The 17,097-nt window shown below is 40.1% G+C and carries 13 protein-coding genes; 1 reads left to right on the top strand and 12 read right to left on the bottom strand.

The window, feature by feature from the left end; genetic code table 11:
- Nucleotides 1–34: 34 nt before the first annotated feature.
- From ACQKMR_RS05005 to ACQKMR_RS04955, 11 genes are all read right to left on the bottom strand, one after another.
- A complete protein-coding gene (locus tag ACQKMR_RS05005; protein WP_427696351.1) occupies nt 35–838 on the bottom strand; it encodes a transporter substrate-binding domain-containing protein in 804 nt (267 codons plus the stop codon).
- Nucleotides 839–1,174: 336 nt separating this feature from the next.
- Nucleotides 1,175–1,612, bottom strand: a complete 438-nt coding sequence (locus tag ACQKMR_RS05000; RefSeq protein WP_427696289.1) for a BrxA/BrxB family bacilliredoxin — start codon at nt 1,610–1,612, stop codon at nt 1,175–1,177.
- Nucleotides 1,613–1,821: 209 nt separating this feature from the next.
- On the bottom strand, nt 1,822–2,949 hold the full coding sequence (gene meaB / locus ACQKMR_RS04995; RefSeq protein ID WP_427696288.1) for a methylmalonyl Co-A mutase-associated GTPase MeaB: 1,128 nt from the start codon (nt 2,947–2,949) through the stop codon (nt 1,822–1,824).
- On the bottom strand, nt 2,949–5,141 hold the full coding sequence (scpA, locus tag ACQKMR_RS04990; RefSeq protein WP_427696287.1) for a methylmalonyl-CoA mutase: 2,193 nt from the start codon (nt 5,139–5,141) through the stop codon (nt 2,949–2,951). The genes meaB and scpA overlap by 1 nt, the downstream gene beginning before the upstream one ends.
- Before the next feature lies 1 nt (nt 5,142).
- On the bottom strand, nt 5,143–7,020 hold the full coding sequence (locus ACQKMR_RS04985) for a methylmalonyl-CoA mutase family protein (RefSeq protein WP_427696286.1): 1,878 nt from the start codon (nt 7,018–7,020) through the stop codon (nt 5,143–5,145).
- A 379-nt stretch (nt 7,021–7,399) separates the two neighbouring features.
- On the bottom strand, nt 7,400–8,680 hold the full coding sequence (locus tag ACQKMR_RS04980; protein WP_427696285.1) for a dihydrolipoamide acetyltransferase family protein: 1,281 nt from the start codon (nt 8,678–8,680) through the stop codon (nt 7,400–7,402).
- Between the two features lie 25 nt (nt 8,681–8,705).
- On the bottom strand, nt 8,706–9,689 hold the full coding sequence (locus ACQKMR_RS04975; RefSeq protein WP_427696284.1) for an alpha-ketoacid dehydrogenase subunit beta: 984 nt from the start codon (nt 9,687–9,689) through the stop codon (nt 8,706–8,708).
- 12 nt (nt 9,690–9,701) lie between these two features.
- On the bottom strand, nt 9,702–10,697 hold the full coding sequence (locus ACQKMR_RS04970; protein ID WP_427696283.1) for a thiamine pyrophosphate-dependent dehydrogenase E1 component subunit alpha: 996 nt from the start codon (nt 10,695–10,697) through the stop codon (nt 9,702–9,704).
- A 24-nt stretch (nt 10,698–10,721) separates the two neighbouring features.
- The gene (gene lpdA, locus ACQKMR_RS04965) at nt 10,722–12,143 is read right to left on the bottom strand and encodes a dihydrolipoyl dehydrogenase (protein ID WP_427696282.1); all 1,422 of its coding nucleotides are present in this window, start codon (nt 12,141–12,143) and stop codon (nt 10,722–10,724) included.
- 129 nt (nt 12,144–12,272) lie between these two features.
- On the bottom strand, nt 12,273–13,370 hold the full coding sequence (bcd, locus tag ACQKMR_RS04960; RefSeq protein ID WP_427696281.1) for a branched-chain amino acid dehydrogenase: 1,098 nt from the start codon (nt 13,368–13,370) through the stop codon (nt 12,273–12,275).
- A gap of 361 nt (nt 13,371–13,731) precedes the next feature.
- Complete coding sequence (locus tag ACQKMR_RS04955) at nt 13,732–15,855, bottom strand: sigma 54-interacting transcriptional regulator (protein WP_427696280.1); 2,124 nt, start codon at nt 15,853–15,855, stop codon at nt 13,732–13,734.
- A 144-nt stretch (nt 15,856–15,999) separates the two neighbouring features.
- On the opposite strand from ACQKMR_RS04955, the gene ACQKMR_RS04950 reads away from it, so the two are divergent.
- Entirely contained in the window at nt 16,000–16,236 is a 237-nt protein-coding gene (locus ACQKMR_RS04950; RefSeq protein WP_340451337.1) for a DUF2627 domain-containing protein, read from the top strand.
- A gap of 47 nt (nt 16,237–16,283) precedes the next feature.
- Here the strand turns inward: ACQKMR_RS04950 and ACQKMR_RS04945 are convergent, their stop codons facing one another.
- Entirely contained in the window at nt 16,284–17,012 is a 729-nt protein-coding gene (locus ACQKMR_RS04945; RefSeq protein WP_427696279.1) for a glycerophosphodiester phosphodiesterase, read from the bottom strand.
- Between the last annotated feature and the right edge of the window lie 85 nt (nt 17,013–17,097).

Raw genomic sequence — 17,097 nt, 5'->3', positions numbered from 1 at the left:
TAAATCGCTTCTGAACGCTTTTCATCTCTCTGTATTATTCAGTTTCGCTGCCGCCAAACCATTTTAGTATTAATTTTTCCATTTCACCATTCTCTAACATTTTTTTCAATTCAGCATTAAATTTTTCTGTTAATTGGCTCCCTTTTTGGAAAGCAATTGCTGAACCGGCATCCTCTTCACCAGACTCAATCACATAGCCCACTAAATCCTTATTATCTTTTAAATAGCCCTTAGCCACAGTATCTTCCATTATTACTGCATCAAAACGTCCTGAAACCATTTCTTGAACAACTTCTGGAATCCTATTTCTTTTTTCAACTTTCATCCCGATATCTTTACTTTTATTCAGGTCAGTTGCCAATGTCTCTTGGATGGACGCAAGCTGTACGCCTACCGTTTTCCCTTTTAAATCTTCAACGGTTTTAATCTTACTGTCTTCTGTCGTTATAATCATGTTTTTAGCTGTATAGTAAATATCACTAAAATCGACTGATTGCTCACGTTTAGGTGTCGGAGTCATTCCAGAGATAACAAAGTCGACTGATTTATTTTCTAGTGCCGGTACAAGGCTATTAAAGTCAATATCCTTCACTTTAACCTCATAACCTAATTTTTTACCGATGGCCTTAGCGATATCAATGTCAAATCCTTTAATTTCATCGCTTTTCGATGTTTCAACATATTCAAAAGGTGGATAATCCGCAGAGGTTCCCATTACTAGAACTTTTTTGTCTTCATTGTCAGCTGTTTTAGTATCTTCTTTCTCTGATGTTCCGCATGCTGCTAAAATACCTACTAATAAAACAGAAGTAAGCAACAATGCTAACTGCTTTTTCAACTTCATTATTATTCCTCCAAAATGATATTTTCAATTCTCTTGGTATTAAATTTAGTTTTTGTTAAATTATTAAGTAATTTGAATAACTAATATTCATACACTATTATGTATTTTAACACACCCTAATAATTATTCAATAACGTTAATAATAGATTCATTTTTTAGAATATTCTAATAATAATCTTTATATTTCATACACTCCCTCCACGTGGAGTATATCGGTTTGCCTTATCTATCTTCTTTCCTAAATGCTCCTTAATTATGTAGAATCATGAATAAAAAAACCCGCCAAATTAGCGGGTTTCATTCTGGCAATTCAGCTTACTAAAAAGTAACTTAAACTTCTTCGCAATATTGATCAAAGTAATCTTGCAATTTTTCGACAACAGACATTGGATGATGACCTTCGATTTCATGACGTTCTATCATCGTAATGATTTTTCCATCCTTAAGTAGAGCAAATGATGGTGAAGACGGTGGATAACCTTCGAAATAATCACGGGCCTTTTCCGTTGCTTCTTTATCTTGACCAGCAAAAACAGTTACGAGCTGATCAGGGCGTTTATCATTATGAATGGCATGAGCTGCAGCCGGTCTAGCAATCCCTCCTGCACAACCACAAACAGAGTTGACCATAACAAGAGTCGTTCCTTTTTGTGCAAAAACTTCTTCTACTTCCTCAGGGGTAGTCAGTTCTCTATATCCAGCAGTCTTAATCTCATCGCGAGCTTGTTTGACTACGTCGTTCATTAAAAAATTGAAATCCATATTCATAGTATGTGCTCCTTCCAAGTTTTCTCTTCAATCCTATCATAACAATTGACTCGTCTTGATTCAATATATTTACCTGCTAAAACAACAGAAGCAAGAACTAACATGTTAAAAAAAGAAGCGGGACTCATATAGTTAACAATAAGATAATTTCTCTTTCTACAAAAGGATGGGGCATTATGCATTGCATTCATGCCCCATCCTTTTCTTTTTTAATTTGACTTAAAAGTATCCGTAAAAGATTGAAAAGCTTGCTGAACAGCAGTGGTAACCGTTTTATTCCCAGACATCACTTGGTTTTCGAGCACAGGAAGCAGACCTTTAACGGTTTCATTTTTATAGAACATCGTTTTGAGTTGGTGATCAATTAATGAATATAGCCATTCTTTAGCTTGCATCCTTCTCCGCTCTTGAAAAACACCTGACTCCTTCGTAGTATCAGAAAACTCTTGTAACACATCCCAAAGCTCGGGAATCCCTTTACCGGTTACAGCAGAACAAGTGTATGCTTTTCCTGCCCATCCTTTGGTTGCAGGCTGAAGAAAATGCAAGATTCGACTGTATTCCGACTTTGTCCTAATCGCAAGCGGAATGTTCTCACCATCCGCTTTATTGACCACAATTCCATCTACAAGTTCCATAATCCCTTTTTTCATGCCCTGTAATTCATCCCCGGCACCTGTAAGGACAAGCAACATGAAAAAGTCGACCATGCTTCGAACAATTGCTTCACTTTGACCAACACCTACTGTTTCTATCAATATGACATCAAATCCGGCCGCCTCACAAAGCAACATCGTTTCCCTCGTTTTGCGGTGAACCCCGCCCAAGGTTCCTTCCGATGGGGAAGGCCTGATGAAGGCACGAGGATTTCGTGCAAGCTCCTCCATCCTCGTCTTATCCCCAAGGATACTTCCTCCATTGATTGAGGAACTCGGATCGACAGCCAGGACTGCAACCATATAACCCCTATCACATAAATAGGTCCCAAACGTCTCAATAAATGTACTCTTTCCGGCACCCGGTACGCCAGATATCCCGATGCGAAGCGAGTTCCCTGTATGAGGCAAAATAGAATGCAATAATTCTTGTGCCAAATCAAAGTGGTGGGGGGCATTACTTTCTACCAGTGTAATCCCTTTAGCAAGCTTTGCTCTTTCGCCATTTATGATACCTTCTTTAAGTTCAGGAATCGAAATTTTTACATTGTGCTTTTTGACGAATTTATTTTTTGAAGCTTTATTATGGCTGGCTGCTAATTCTACACCTGGCTTTAATGAAGAAGCAAAACCTTCCTGATTGTTGAGATCGACCCATTCCGGCTTCTTGTCTTCACTCATTACTGGGCCACTTCCTCATATCCGAGGCGATGATATATTTCCTGAAGCACTTTTTTCGCTGCCTGAGGTATGACAGTACCAGGTCCAAAAATGGCAGTAGCACCATTTTGCATTAAATAATCATAATCCTGCGCAGGAATAACACCGCCGACGATGACAATAATATCTTCACGACCTAATTTTTTTAATTCTGACATCAGCTGTGGCAACAATGTTTTATGGCCGGCAGCAAGCGAACTCATACCGACTACATGAACATCATTTTCAACAGCTTGAAGCGCAGTTTCTTCTGGCGTTTGGAATAGCGGTCCAATATCGACATCATAGCCTAAATCAGCAAAACCTGTTCCGACTACTTTCGCTCCACGGTCATGTCCGTCCTGACCCATTTTAGCCATCAGCAACCGTGGTCGTCTTCCTTCATTTTCAAGAAATTCTTCTGTCATTTGGACGACTTCCTCAATCTCTGCTTCTTTGGAATAAGCAGAGCTATATACACCACTGATAGAACGGATTGTTGCTTTGTGACGTCCAGCCACGTCTTCGATAGCATCAGAAATTTCACCTAGCGAAGCCCGTACGCGGGTAGCCTGCACAGCTAATTCAAGCATGTTGCCTTCACCTGTTCTAGCAGCCAGAGTTAACGCTTGAAGAGCTTCATCGACCTTAGCCTGATCACGGTTCGCTTTTAACTCACTTAATCGCTTAAGCTGACTTTCGCGAACTGCCGTATTATCAATTTCCAGTATTTCAATCGGATCTTCTTTTTTCAGACGATATTTATTGACGCCAACGATAGTTTCATCTTGAGAGTCAATTTTAGCCTGACGTTTCGCTGCCGCTTCTTCGATTCTCATTTTTGGAAGACCAGTTTCAATTGCCTTTGCCATCCCTCCAAGTCCTTCGATTTCTTCAATGTGAGCCCAAGCCCGTTCAATTAATTCATTAGTGAGCGATTCAACGTAATATGAACCCGCCCATGGATCGATAACCTTTGTAATTCCTGTTTCCTCCTGCAGGTAAAGCTGTGTATTACGGGCAATACGAGCCGAGAAATCAGTTGGCAATGCAATCGCCTCATCTAATGCGTTCGTATGCAGGGATTGTGTATGACCTAGTGCGGCCGCATGTGCTTCAATCAAGGTCCGTGCTACATTGTTAAACGGATCCTGCTCAGAAAGGCTCCATCCTGAAGTTTGAGAATGGGTTCTCAATGCCATTGCTTTTTTATTTTTCGGTTCAAATTGTTTCATTAGTTTTGACCAAATAAAACGACCCGCCCTCATTTTCGCTACTTCCATGAAGTAGTTCATTCCTACAGCCCAGAAGAATGAAAGGCGTGGTGCAAATTTATCGATATCGATACCGGCTTTCATTCCTGTACGTGCATACTCAAGTCCATCAGCCAACGTATAGGCGAGCTCGATGTCCGCCGGCGCACCTGCTTCTTGCAAATGATAACCGGATATGGAGATAGAGTTGAATTTAGGCATATATTTGGATGTATACTCAAAAATATCAGCTATGATTTTCATCGACATCTCTGGTGGATAGATATACGTATTCCGAACCATATATTCCTTTAAAATGTCATTTTGAATCGTACCTGAAAGTTTATCCTGTGTAACCCCTTGCTCTTCAGCTGTCACAATATAAAAAGCCAGAATAGGTAATACCGCACCATTCATCGTCATCGATACTGACATTTGATCAAGCGGAATTCCGTCAAACAAGATTTTCATATCAAGAATGGAGTCAATTGCAACTCCCGCTTTTCCGACATCACCGACAACACGCGGATGGTCCGAGTCATAGCCGCGGTGAGTAGCTAAATCGAAGGCAACTGAGAGACCCTTTTGCCCCATCGCTAGATTACGTCGGTAAAACGCATTGGATTCCTCAGCAGTCGAAAAACCCGCATACTGCCGGACGGTCCAAGGGCGATTAACGTACATGGAAGGATATGGTCCTCTCGTGAACGGAGCAATACCTGGCACACTTTCCATATGCTCCAACTTGTAATTATCTTCTTTGACATAAAGCGGTTTAACCGTTATTTGTTCATTTGTTTCAAACAAAAGGTCGTCAATATTTTGTTCAACAGCTTTTTCGGCTTCTTTTCTCCATGCTTCAACCGTTCCTTTTATCTCAGCCTTAGCAGGATTTATGGTAGAAAAATTCGGTTTTTTCATTTTAGTTCACCCCTAGCGCTTGCAGTAATTCTATCAAAATTGCTACAGCATTCGTTTTAACATGGATAAATTCTTTAACTCCGGCTTCACTTAGTGCGATTTCCAATACTTCCGTCTGCTTACCGGCTATATAAAGATTAATTTCAGGGAACTGCTTTTTAATTTCTTGGATTGTGGATTTTGCTAATTCCGAGTAGTCATTATCACTGCCACAAACACAATATATGGGAAGATTTGTTGATGCTACGTAATCGACTGCATCTTGGATTGTTTGACAGCCTGCACTTTCTACAGTTTCAATGCCTCCTGCTGCAACCAGCCCCTTAACAAAATCAGCACGAGGTTTGTAGGATTTAAGTTCTTTTAAATTAATTAATCCGATTTTTGGAGCTTCTCCACTACTTTGTTTATAAGTTTCACTCCGTAATCTTAACTGTTCGAACTCGACAGAAATGCGCTCCAACGTAATTGGCGTAATATCTACTGGCTTCTCAACAACCATATATGACACCTGTTTTTCCTGTGTTGGAGTTTTGATCTTATCTGCGGGATTCGGATATACATTCGTTCCGATAATACTTTCTTTTCTTAACGCAGCATTTTGAACTCTTCCTTGGTAAACTTCAACTAAATCTGCCTGTAAGGTGCCGTGCTTAATCGCTTCAAAGATTCCACCAGCTGTATCGATTTCAAGGAACTTCACCCAAGCTTTTTCAGCCAATTCATCCGTCAATTGCTCTACATACCAAGAACCGCCTGCAGGATCAACCACTGTCGTAATATTCGTTTCTTCTTTTAATATCAGGTGTGTATTTCGTGCGATTCTTTCTGAAAAATCATCAGATTCCCCGGATGCATGATTAAATGGATGAATTTGCAAATATTGAATTCCTCCAATCGCAGCAGCAAAAGCTTGATTGGTGGTACGAAGAATGTTGACGTGCTGATCATAAAGGGTTTCTGTCAATTCAGACGTAACAGCGTGTATTACCATTTTAAAATGATCTGGAGCTGTATTAAAGGCTTCAGCAAGACCAGCCCAAAGTCTCCTAGCCGCTCGCAGCTTTGCAATTGACATAAAGTAATTGGAGTCCACTGCAAAGGAAAATACGATTTTTTCTGTAATCTCAGATAGAGAAAGCCCTTGTTTTTGACCTTCCAATACATATTGGACAGCTACAGCCAATCCGTAAGCAATCTCTTGAACAGCATTGGCCCCGCCGTTATGGAATACAGCCGTATTAACCAGAACTGTCTTTAAATTTGGTCCCACTTTTTGATAATCTTGAACTGTTTTTATCCAGTCTGCAAAATATTGGTCTGTATCTTCTGGAAGCTGACCACCAATAAGCCATTCTGCAATTGGATCCTCTGCCAGCACACCTTTCAACTGGGCTTTTTGCAGATCCGCAACAGCTTTGATTTGTGGAAATAATTCTTTTTGTTTCCCCTTAAGGTCAATGAATACTGGGAGGTCCTTTAACGGGATATTATTAAACAATTTTTCAATCCTTGCCCCCTCAGCAAGTAAACCAGCCGGGTATGCGACGACATTTTGACCGCGCTTAAATGCCGCTTGCATCTTTTCATTTGCCTCATCTGCTGTGATACCGCTTACAGGCTGAACGACAAGCCAAGGTTGTTCATTATAACCTGTCGGAGTAATTCCTCGAGTAAATGGAAAAAATCCCGGCAATTCTGCTGTTATTGCTGATAAATCCTCCTTTTCTGTATAGAGCGGATTTAAAGTAATACCCTCATATGTATGTGTTTTTAATTTTTCAACACTTCTACCTTTTAAACTGACTTCTGTAGCTTCTTTCCATTCTTCTAGCGAAGGTTTAGGAAAGGTTATGTTTTTTACATCTTTCAGTTCCATCTGTAATCGCTTTCTTATCGTTTACTAACCTAATCGTTCTATCCCTTAATAACGGAGACCGAACGCTCAGTCAGTCACATAAGAAAACCGCCCTCCCATCAATTAATCTGAATTATAATAACATTCTATCATAATTTTCTTGCAATTTAAGCTAATATAAATTAGCAAAGTCTGTTGTATAGAAAAGTCTGTACCATCTCTTTAAATTAAAGTACAGTTAGCTGTGTATTAGAACAGCTCTCTATAAAATAATAAGCAATAATAAAAATTTTGTCGATGTTTTTCTAAATTCAAATAAAATTTTATTAATAAACAGGTAATGAAGCACAGAAAAAAAGGAAGAAACCTTCTAGGCTCTCCTCCTTCTTTTCCCCTTATTCTAGTATATGGATGTATTGTCTTCGCTAATCTTTTCGATGATTTCTTTAACCCTTGCAAGGAATCGACCGCATACCAGTCCGTCCAATACACGATGGTCTAGTGACAAACAAAGATTCACCATGTCACGGACCGCAATCATGTCGTTAATAATCACCGGCCGTTTTACTATTGTTTCGACTTGAAGAATAGCTGCCTGTGGATAATTAATAATTCCCATGGATTGGACGGAACCGAATGAACCAGTGTTATTTACAGTGAACGTACCTCCTTGCATATCCTCCGATTTTAATTTACCTGCCTTCACTTTAGCTGCAAGTTCTTTTATCTCCCTAGCAATACCTTTAATTGATTTTTCATCTGCATTTTTTATGACAGGTACAAATAAGGCATCTTCTGTAGCAACGGCTATTGAAATATTGATTTCTTTCTTTTGAATAATTTTATCTCCTGCCCACATCGAGTTGATTTCCGGATATTCCGTAAGCGCTTGAGCAACCGCTTTTACAAAGAATGCAAAGTAAGTTAAGTTGTAGCCTTCTTTTTGTTTAAAATCAGTTTTAAGTGAATCACGTAGCTTTACCATGTTGCTTGCGTCAACTTCCACCATCGTCCAAGCATGAGGAATTTCATGCTTACTTTTTAACATATTGGAAGCAATCGCTTTCCTCACCCCAGTTACGGGTATTTCCCTGTCACCAGTCGCAGTCGGAATTATGCTTTCTGTATTAGCTCGATTAGTGACTGGAGAGCTAGTCTCTTCGGGAACGGAATCAGGAATTGCTGAAGGAGCATTCGCTTTAGGAAGAGTACCAGAATCAAGAAGTTTCAGTAAATCTTTACGGGTGATCCGTCCCTCACTCCCAGTACCTTTTACTTGGGAAAGGTCGATTCCATGTTCCTGAGAGAGTTTTAATACAGCTGGTGAAAAGCGGGTTTTCCCTGATACTTCACTAGATGTCTGAACATCCCTTGTTTCAGATGAATCATTTTTCTCACTAAATGACTCTGCTTGATCTTCCGTTTTTTCTGCATTTGCCGTTTCAACTTCTATCGAGCAAATAACTTCTCCAACTGCCAACGTTTGATTTTCGTCTGCTTTCAATTCCTTAATGATACCGGTAAAGGAAGAAGGAACCTCAGCATTTACTTTATCTGTCATCACTTCAGCAAGCGGGTCATATTTAGTGACACGATCCCCTGGCTTAACAAGCCATTTACTGATAGTTCCCTCTGTGACACTTTCACCTAGTTGAGGCATTTTCATTAGTTCCATAGCCATGATTTGTTCCTCCTTCTATCAGTCATTAAAACTCAGCCAGTTCTCTCATCGCTTTTTCCACTTTATCCGGATTCACCATAAAATGTTTTTCCATCGTAGGAGCATATGGCATGGCAGGGATATCAGGACCGGCTAACCGTTTAATCGGAGCATCCAAATCAAATAGGCAATGTTCGGCAATGATGGCTGCGACCTCACTCATAATGCTTCCTTCTTTATTATCCTCTGTAACCAGTAAGACTTTCCCCGTTCTAGAAGCCGCTTCAATGATAGCTTCCTTATCTAATGGGTACACGGTTCGCAAGTCCAGAATATGAGCAGAAATACCATCTGCAGCTAATTTTTCTGCTGCCTGGAGTGCAAAATGCACACAAAGACCATAGGATATGACCGTGATGTCTTCCCCTTCTCTTTTCACATCAGCCTTGCCGATTGGAAGTACATAATCTTCAGTTGGTACCTCACCTTTAATCAAGCGATAAGCGCGTTTATGTTCAAAGAAAAGCACTGGATCTTCATCTCGAATGGCTGCTTTAAGCAACCCTTTTACATCATAAGGTGTGGAGGGCATGACAATTTTCAAGCCCGGTTGATTTGCAAAGAGGGCTTCAACAGATTGCGAATGATAAAGGGCTCCATGAATACCTCCCCCATAAGGTGCACGTATGACCATAGGACAGCTCCAATCATTATTAGAACGGTATCTAATTTTGGCCGCTTCTGAGACAATTTGGTTTACAGCCGGCATGATAAAATCAGCAAATTGCATTTCAGCTATCGGGCGAAGACCATACATAGCGGCTCCAATTCCAACTCCTGCAATTGCTGATTCAGCTAGGGGAGTATCAATAACTCTGGCTTCACCAAATTGGTCGTATAATCCATTAGTAGCTTTGAAGACCCCACCTTTTTTCCCTACATCCTCTCCCAGTACAAACACACGAGAATCTCTTTCCATCTCTTCCCTCATTGCCATTGTAACGGCATCTATATAAGAAATCACTGGCATTCTATTACCCCCTTACTTTTGTGCATACACATGATTCATAGCACTTTCAGCCTTCGGATATGGAGCATTTTCGGCATAGTCAGTTGCTTCGTTGACTATTATCATTACTTCATCATTCATTTGTTTTTCAAGCGCATCATCCATAATTCCTGTTTCTTTTAAATACGCTCCAAAGGTCTTGATGGAATCCTTTGTCTTCGCTTCTGCCACTTCGTCCGCAGTTCGATAGCTTCTGTCATCATCATCACTTGAATGAGGGGTGAGCCTGTATGAAACGGTTTCTACAAGTGTAGGGCCTTCTCCCCTTCGTGCACGGTCAGCCGCTTCTTTCACCGCTGCATACACTTCCAATGGATCATTGCCATCCACCGTTATTCCAGGCATCCCATAGCCAATCGCCCTGTCGGAAACATTTTCACACGATAGCTGTTTCTCAATAGGAACTGAAATCGCATATTTATTATTTTCACACATGAAAATGACCGGTAGCTTGTGCACACCTGCAAAGTTGGCCCCTTCATGAAAATCGCCCTGATTGGATGAACCCTCTCCAAATGTGACGAATGTAACTAAATCCTTCCCTTCCATCTTCCCGGCAAGGGCAATTCCTACCGCATGGGGAACCTGTGTCGTTACAGGGGAAGACCCAGTGACAATCCGGTTTTTCTTTTGGCCAAAATGACCCGGCATTTGCCGTCCACCGGAATTTGGATCTTCCTCTTTTGCAAATCCTGAAAGCATCAAGTCCTTTGCGGTCATTCCAAATGTCAGAACCACTCCAACATCTCGGTAATAAGGTAATACATAGTCCCTTTGGCGATCCAGTGCAAACGCAGCCCCAACCTGAGCTGCTTCCTGTCCCTGACAAGAAATTACAAAGGGGATTTTCCCTGAACGGTTCAACAGCCACATCCGTTCATCAATCCTACGGGACAAAAGCATTGTCCGGTACATATCTAAAACTGTTTCCTCATTTAAGCCTAATTGTTCATGACGTTTTTCTACCATCATAAAACCTCCTGACCTTATTCTTTATGAATGAATGGCAAGTCCATCGACTGCTAGCGCTGCCTCGCCGATTGCTTCAGAAAGACTTGGATGTGGATGAATCGTTTTTGCTACTTCCCAAGGTGTCGCATCTAGTACTTTTGCAAGACCTGCTTCAGAAATCATATCGGTTACATGTGGTCCAATCATATGAACGCCTAAGATATCATTCGTTTTTTTGTCTGCAATGATTTTGACAAAACCATCTGCCTCCCCGAAAACGAGGGCCTTACCCACTGCCCTGAACGGAAACTTTCCGGTTTTAAGGTCATAGCCTTCCTTTTTTGCCTGTTCTTCTGTCAAACCAACACTTGCAGCTTCGGGACTTGAATATACACATTTTGAAATAAGCGAATAATCTATACGCTCAGGTTTATTGCCTGTCATATGTTCAACAGCTGTGACCCCTTCATGGGAAGCAACATGAGCCAGCTGCAAACCGCCGATACAATCACCGATAGCATAGATATGTGTTTCTTTCGTTTGATAAAAATCATTGGTTACAATAAAACCATTTTCTTTAACAATTTCTGTATTTTCAAGGCCGATTCCTTCAACATTTGCCGATCTGCCTACGGAAACCAGCATTTTTTCAGCTGTGAATTCCTCGATGGTTTCTTTTATTTCAGCAGAAATAGATACTGAATGCTCTATTTTCAGCGTTTCCGATAATACCTTAGCCCCTGTAACAAACTTGACGCCTTTTTTCGTTAGAAGACGAAGCATTTCATTTGAAATCTCATGGTCCTCAGTCGGGATGATTCTATCTGCATATTCCAGAACCGTTACTTCCACACCAAAATCATTCAGCATCGAGGCCCATTCAATACCGATCACACCCCCGCCTACAATAATAATTGATTTTGGCAAGCTCTCTAGCTTTAGTGCTTCATCAGACGTAAGTACAAATTCTCCATCAATAGGTAAACCGGGTAATGTCTTCGGGCGTGAACCGGTAGCAATGATGATATTCTGAGGGATAAGCATTTCATTTTCACTGCCATTATTCATTTCTACGGAAATCGTTCCGGGCATCGGTGAAAATATAGATGGACCAAGTATACGCCCTAAGCCTTCATAAACCGTTATCTTCCCTTGTTTCATTAAGTGTTGAACCCCTCTATAAAGTTGATCAACAATTTTATTTTTTCTGTCCTGCACCTTAAGGAAATCTACATTTACATCCCCGGTGACAATACCGAATTCCTCACTTTTTACTGCAGTCTGATACACTTCTGCACTTCTTAAAAGCGCTTTTGAAGGGATACAGCCTTTATGTAGACACGTCCCGCCGAGCTTGCCTTTCTCCACGACAGCCGTTTTCAAACCTAATTGAGCAGCCCTTATTGCTGCTACATACCCGCCTGTTCCTCCGCCTAGGATAACAAGGTCAAATTCTTCAGCCAAAACCACTCCTCCTCACTATTAAACAGTTGTTACCGTTTTTACTTGCCCTATGTTTATTACGTTATCAATGTTGAAAATTCCTGTGTTTATCAAAAAAAACACAGGAATCTATATCTTTTACAACTTAAATCATCTTCGTCCATTTAAGATATGCTTTTCATTTTGTAGGAATTGACTCCGTGAATTCCGCATACGTTCAATGCGCTCCTCTGCCATTCGATCAGCTGCTTTATAGGTTGGGATATTATCACGTTTTGCAATCTCAATGACTCGTTCAATAGTATCATAAACCGTTTCCACTTTCTTAAGGGCTCTTTCCCGGTTATACCCTAAAAGCTCATCAGCCACATTTATGACTCCACCTGCATTAATTACATAATCAGGAGCATATACAATTCCTTTTTCATGAATTTGGTCACCATGAACAGGTTCTTTTAACTGATTATTAGCTGCACCTGCAATGACCTTAGCTTTGATTTGATTAATCGTTTGATCGTTAATAACAGCACCTAATGCACATGGTGCATAAATATCACATTGAACACCATAAATTTCATCAGGATTTACGGCAGTTGCACCAAAGGATTGGACTGCTCGGGCTACACTCTCTTTATTAATATCCGTAACGATCAGCTTAGCGCCCTCCTCATGAAGGTGACGGCATAAGTTATAAGCTACATTCCCGACACCTTGGACTGCAACCACCTTGCCTTCTAGAGAATCAGTGCCAAAGGCTTCTTTTGCCGCAGCCTTCATACCACGGTATACTCCGTAAGCAGTAACAGGCGACGGGTTACCTGAGGAACCAAATGCAGGGGAAATACCTGTGACAAAATCTGTTTCCTCATGAATGAGATCCATATCTTCAACCGTTGTTCCAACATCTTCAGCTGTTATATAACGACCATTCAATCCTTGAATATACCTGCCAAATGCACGGAACATTTCTTCATTTTTATCCTTGCGTGGATCTCCAATGATGACCGTTTTTCCTCCGCCTAAATTTAAACCGGCGGCTGCGTTCTTGTAAGTCATCCCTTTTGAAAGCCTTAAAGCATCTTCTATGGCTTCTTCTTCTGAAGCATACGTCCACATCCGCGTGCCTCCAAGAGCAGGCCCTAAAGTCGTATCATGAATAGCAATAATCGCCTTTAAACCCGATTGTTTATCCTGACAGAAAAGAAGTTGTTCGTAATCATATTTTTCAAGATATTTAAAAATTTCCATAAAAGAATCCTCCCTAGATGTTTTTAATAAGTGACAGATAAGAGAGGCTGACAATTACTCCTCATTCTTACTGGGCTACTTCGTTCATGTAAATAATATCGCCTAATTTCATGATATTTTCCCCTTTGGAGAATGGTTCCCCGAAGGAAATCCATGTACTATTAAATATGCAAATTACATGCCAATAAAAGGTATCTTATTAACTAAAAAAGAATAATTCCGGTTAATAAGCGGCCAATAAACACCTTTATATAGTTAATAAATATTTCATGTTAGAAGTCGAACCCATTTACATTAGAATATTTTCTTAAACCATACGCAAATTATTTCACACAATGCAATTATTTGCACGCGAATAACTTCACAGTTCTAACTTTTCCATCTTGTAATATAAATTTCTTACTGAAATTCCAAGGGCCCTAGCTGTAAGTGTTTTATTTCCCTTGTTAGTAGATATCGCTTGCTGAATAATTTCGGCTTCATACTGATTTATTATTTCCGAGAGCGGTTTACCCGATACGTAGGCAGAAGGTTTTGTCACGACTTTATCCTGTTTAAATGGAATCGCCTCGATAAAATCCGGAATATGCTGTATATCTATGATTGTCTCATTCAATTTCATGAAGATAATCGCTCGCCCTAAAATATTTTCCAGCTCTCTTACGTTGCCTGGCCAATTATAGAGTTGCATTTTATTGATGGCTGCTTCGGTAATCCCTTCAATACTCCGTCCGTATTCTTGATTGATTTTATGAATTAAATGCTCCGCTAATTCTCGCATATCTTCTTTTCGCTTCCGTAACGGGGCAATGAAAATAGGCATGCGATTTAACCGGAAATATAGGTCTTCCCGGAATAATCCTTTACTAATGGCTTGTTCAAGGTTAATATTGGTAGCAGCTATTACCCGGACATTGATTGGAATAGGCTTTGTTCCACCAACTCTGATGATTTCTTGTTCCTGCAATACTCGAAGTAATTTTGCCTGAATGTTAGCTGGTAATTCACCAATTTCATCCAAAAATATACTTCCTTGATTTGCCTCTTCAAAATAACCGATTTTACCGCCTCTTATCGCACCGGTAAAGGCTCCTTCCTCATAACCAAACAGTTCACTTTCAAGTAATGATTCAGAAATTGCCGCACAGTTTACACGGACAAATTTATTAAATTTCCTATCGCTTGCATTATGGATAGCATGGGCAAACAACTCCTTGCCTGTCCCAGATTCCCCTCTCAACAAAACAGTCGCCGGGGTTCTTGCAGATAATTTTGCCTGTTCAACCGGAAGCTTCATTTCTTCAGAAGTTCCAATTATATCATCAAATGAGTATTTGGCCTGCAAAGTCCTAATAATTTGACGCGCTCGATTCAATTCGTGAGTTAAAGCTTGAATTTCTGAAACATCATGTATAACCCCAACGCTCCCTTTTAGATGTCCGTCTACAATAATCGGAGCAACATTAACAATTACTTCCTTATGCTTTGGACCAACACGCATGTTGACACCACGAACCGGCTTTTTTGTTTGAAGCACCTTCATATGCATACTTTCACCTTCATAAATATCAATAGAAGCCGGCTTTCCAAGCACCTGATTCTTTGTTAAGCCAGTAATTCTTGTATAAGCCGGATTGATCAAAAGCCCCCTTCCTTGATCATCAACGACTGTTATAGCTTCGTCACTTGAGTGAATAATCGCTTCAAGCATCGTCTGAATCTCTTTTAAATCAGTAATCTGTTCAGCTAATTGTACCGCTTCCGTTTTATCCTTAAACAAAGAAAATGCCCCTATAATTTCTTTCTCTGCATTCATTAAAGGGATTCTTGTCGTAATGAAATCCATCCCATTCTCGAGGGTGATCCGTCGATTTTCTTCCCTCTGTTTAGTTTCCATCACCCTCAGTAATCCACTTGTAGGGATGATATCTTTAATATGCTTACCAATCACTGATTCACGCTTTGTATTCGATACACGTTCCGCGCTATCGTTAAACATAATGACATATCCATTGTGATCGATCACTATCATTCCATCACTGGTTGTATTAAGTATTAAGTCCATTTTTGCTGAAGCATGCTCCAATTTATTTATTAGACGATTTTTCTCTTCGAATAGGTTGGTAAGTATATGGGCGACAATTCCTGGGATGAGTATCGTTTGATCATCCATATCTTTTTTTATCTTATTAAAGACAGACGGATTTCCAGTTGTATCGATAATAATGTCTAAGCCTTTATCTAGCGCACTGCTCCAATTTGATACCGTAGAAATCCCTCGTTCTTTTGCCGCAAGTATTCCTTCAGCAGCTTCGTTCGTATCTGCCATACAAACAATTGAGAATTCTTCGATTTCCGAAAGGAGCTTCAACACCGTTGTCCCCCCTACTCCTCCTCCTACTATCATGACTTTTTGCATTTTCATTCCCCCTTTTTGTTTTGCTATTTTTTTCTCAATTTTTATTATCTCTGCAATTTTTTTCATACTCTATACCGCATTTTACCATATTAGTATCAACTATAAATAGTCCTCACCTTCCAGGCTTTTTCTAAGTTCCCGAAACTTGACAAATTTCTTATATCCTTTATCATTTTTTAAAGACGGAATTTTCGGAAGGGATTTGACTGCATGAAACGTTTAATCGCTTTTTTAATTCTTTTTATTCCTGGTGCCTTTGCTGCCTATGGTATAAAAATAATGCGGGACATGGTCTTTGGTATTTTACAGCCCCCTTACCCAGTCCTTTGGCTACAATTTTTAATTGGGTTGATTATCACAATTGGTGGGATAGCATTTATAGCAGGATTTGTTCTTCATCGGGATCGGAAACAAAATAAGGTCCAAAGCAGGTTTAATAAATTCTAAAACGTAAAAGAAGGTGCCATGAATCATGGACACCTTCTTTCTTACTTCTATTCACATTCCTCTCTGACTCGGTACGCTATCTCCGGAAAATCGGTAATGATGGCACTGCATCTCAAGCAGTATAATCGTTTCATATCTGATTCTTTATTAATGGTATATGGTCGTACAGGAACACCCGCCCTCAACGACGATGTAATGATGGTATCAGGGGCAACTCTGATATTTGGATGAATTCCGCTTCCTCCTATTGCCTGGGCATAAATCCACGGCATAAACAGACCATCTCGGTAAAGGGGTGCCGTTTCTATTTCAGGTGCCAGTTGATGACAATTAACTAAACTATAATGATTAAAAGAAGAAATGATTATCCTCTCTTCCATTTCGTAGCAACGAATGAGTCTAATGACTTTCTCTTCTAACCCTGGATATAGAAAGAGGGTATTTTTCAATTCAATAATGCAATAAAGCAGATTATTCTTTAGCCATACCAATAATTCTTCAAGCGTAGGAATTCTCTCATTACCCATTTTCCCTTTATAATTTTTGGACGCATTAAAAGTTTTTAACTCCATTAAAGTCCGGTCCTTCACAAACCCAGAGCCATTCGTTGTTCGATTAAGCTTTTCATCGTGAATAATGACTACTTCACCATCTTTCGAGAGTTGAACATCCGTTTCAATACCGTCCGCCCCAACACGGGCAGCTTCTTTGAAAGCCAACATCGTATTTTCCGGATGGGTTCCTGCTGATCCTCGATGAGCAAAGATTAAGGTCATAATGAAATCTGCCCCTCTCCATAAAATTGTTATCCCTACCAATTTTATGAAAAGAAACGGAAAATTATTTTATTTTCACTGCGGT

The organism is Peribacillus sp. NPDC096540 (assembly GCF_050278525.1).
Classification (GTDB): Bacteria; Bacillota; Bacilli; order Bacillales; family DSM-1321; genus Peribacillus.
This window is presented reverse-complemented; position numbering and strand designations above follow the sequence as displayed.

Coding starts and splice junctions, on each gene's coding strand:
- ACQKMR_RS05000 (WP_427696289.1), bottom strand. CDS start 1,612: ATGAATATGGATTTCAATTTTTTAATGAACGACGTAGTCAAACAAGCT.
- meaB (WP_427696288.1), bottom strand. CDS start 2,949: ATGAGTGAAGACAAGAAGCCGGAATGGGTCGATCTCAACAATCAGGAA.
- scpA (WP_427696287.1), bottom strand. CDS start 5,141: ATGAAAAAACCGAATTTTTCTACCATAAATCCTGCTAAGGCTGAGATA.
- ACQKMR_RS04985 (WP_427696286.1), bottom strand. CDS start 7,020: ATGGAACTGAAAGATGTAAAAAACATAACCTTTCCTAAACCTTCGCTA.
- ACQKMR_RS04980 (WP_427696285.1), bottom strand. CDS start 8,680: ATGGCTATGGAACTAATGAAAATGCCTCAACTAGGTGAAAGTGTCACA.
- ACQKMR_RS04975 (WP_427696284.1), bottom strand. CDS start 9,689: ATGCCAGTGATTTCTTATATAGATGCCGTTACAATGGCAATGAGGGAA.
- ACQKMR_RS04970 (WP_427696283.1), bottom strand. CDS start 10,697: ATGGTAGAAAAACGTCATGAACAATTAGGCTTAAATGAGGAAACAGTT.
- bcd (WP_427696281.1), bottom strand. CDS start 13,370: ATGGAAATTTTTAAATATCTTGAAAAATATGATTACGAACAACTTCTT.
- ACQKMR_RS04955 (WP_427696280.1), bottom strand. CDS start 15,855: ATGAAAAAAATTGCAGAGATAATAAAAATTGAGAAAAAAATAGCAAAA.
- ACQKMR_RS04950 (WP_340451337.1), top strand. CDS start 16,000: ATGAAACGTTTAATCGCTTTTTTAATTCTTTTTATTCCTGGTGCCTTT.
- ACQKMR_RS04945 (WP_427696279.1), bottom strand. CDS start 17,012: ATGACCTTAATCTTTGCTCATCGAGGATCAGCAGGAACCCATCCGGAA.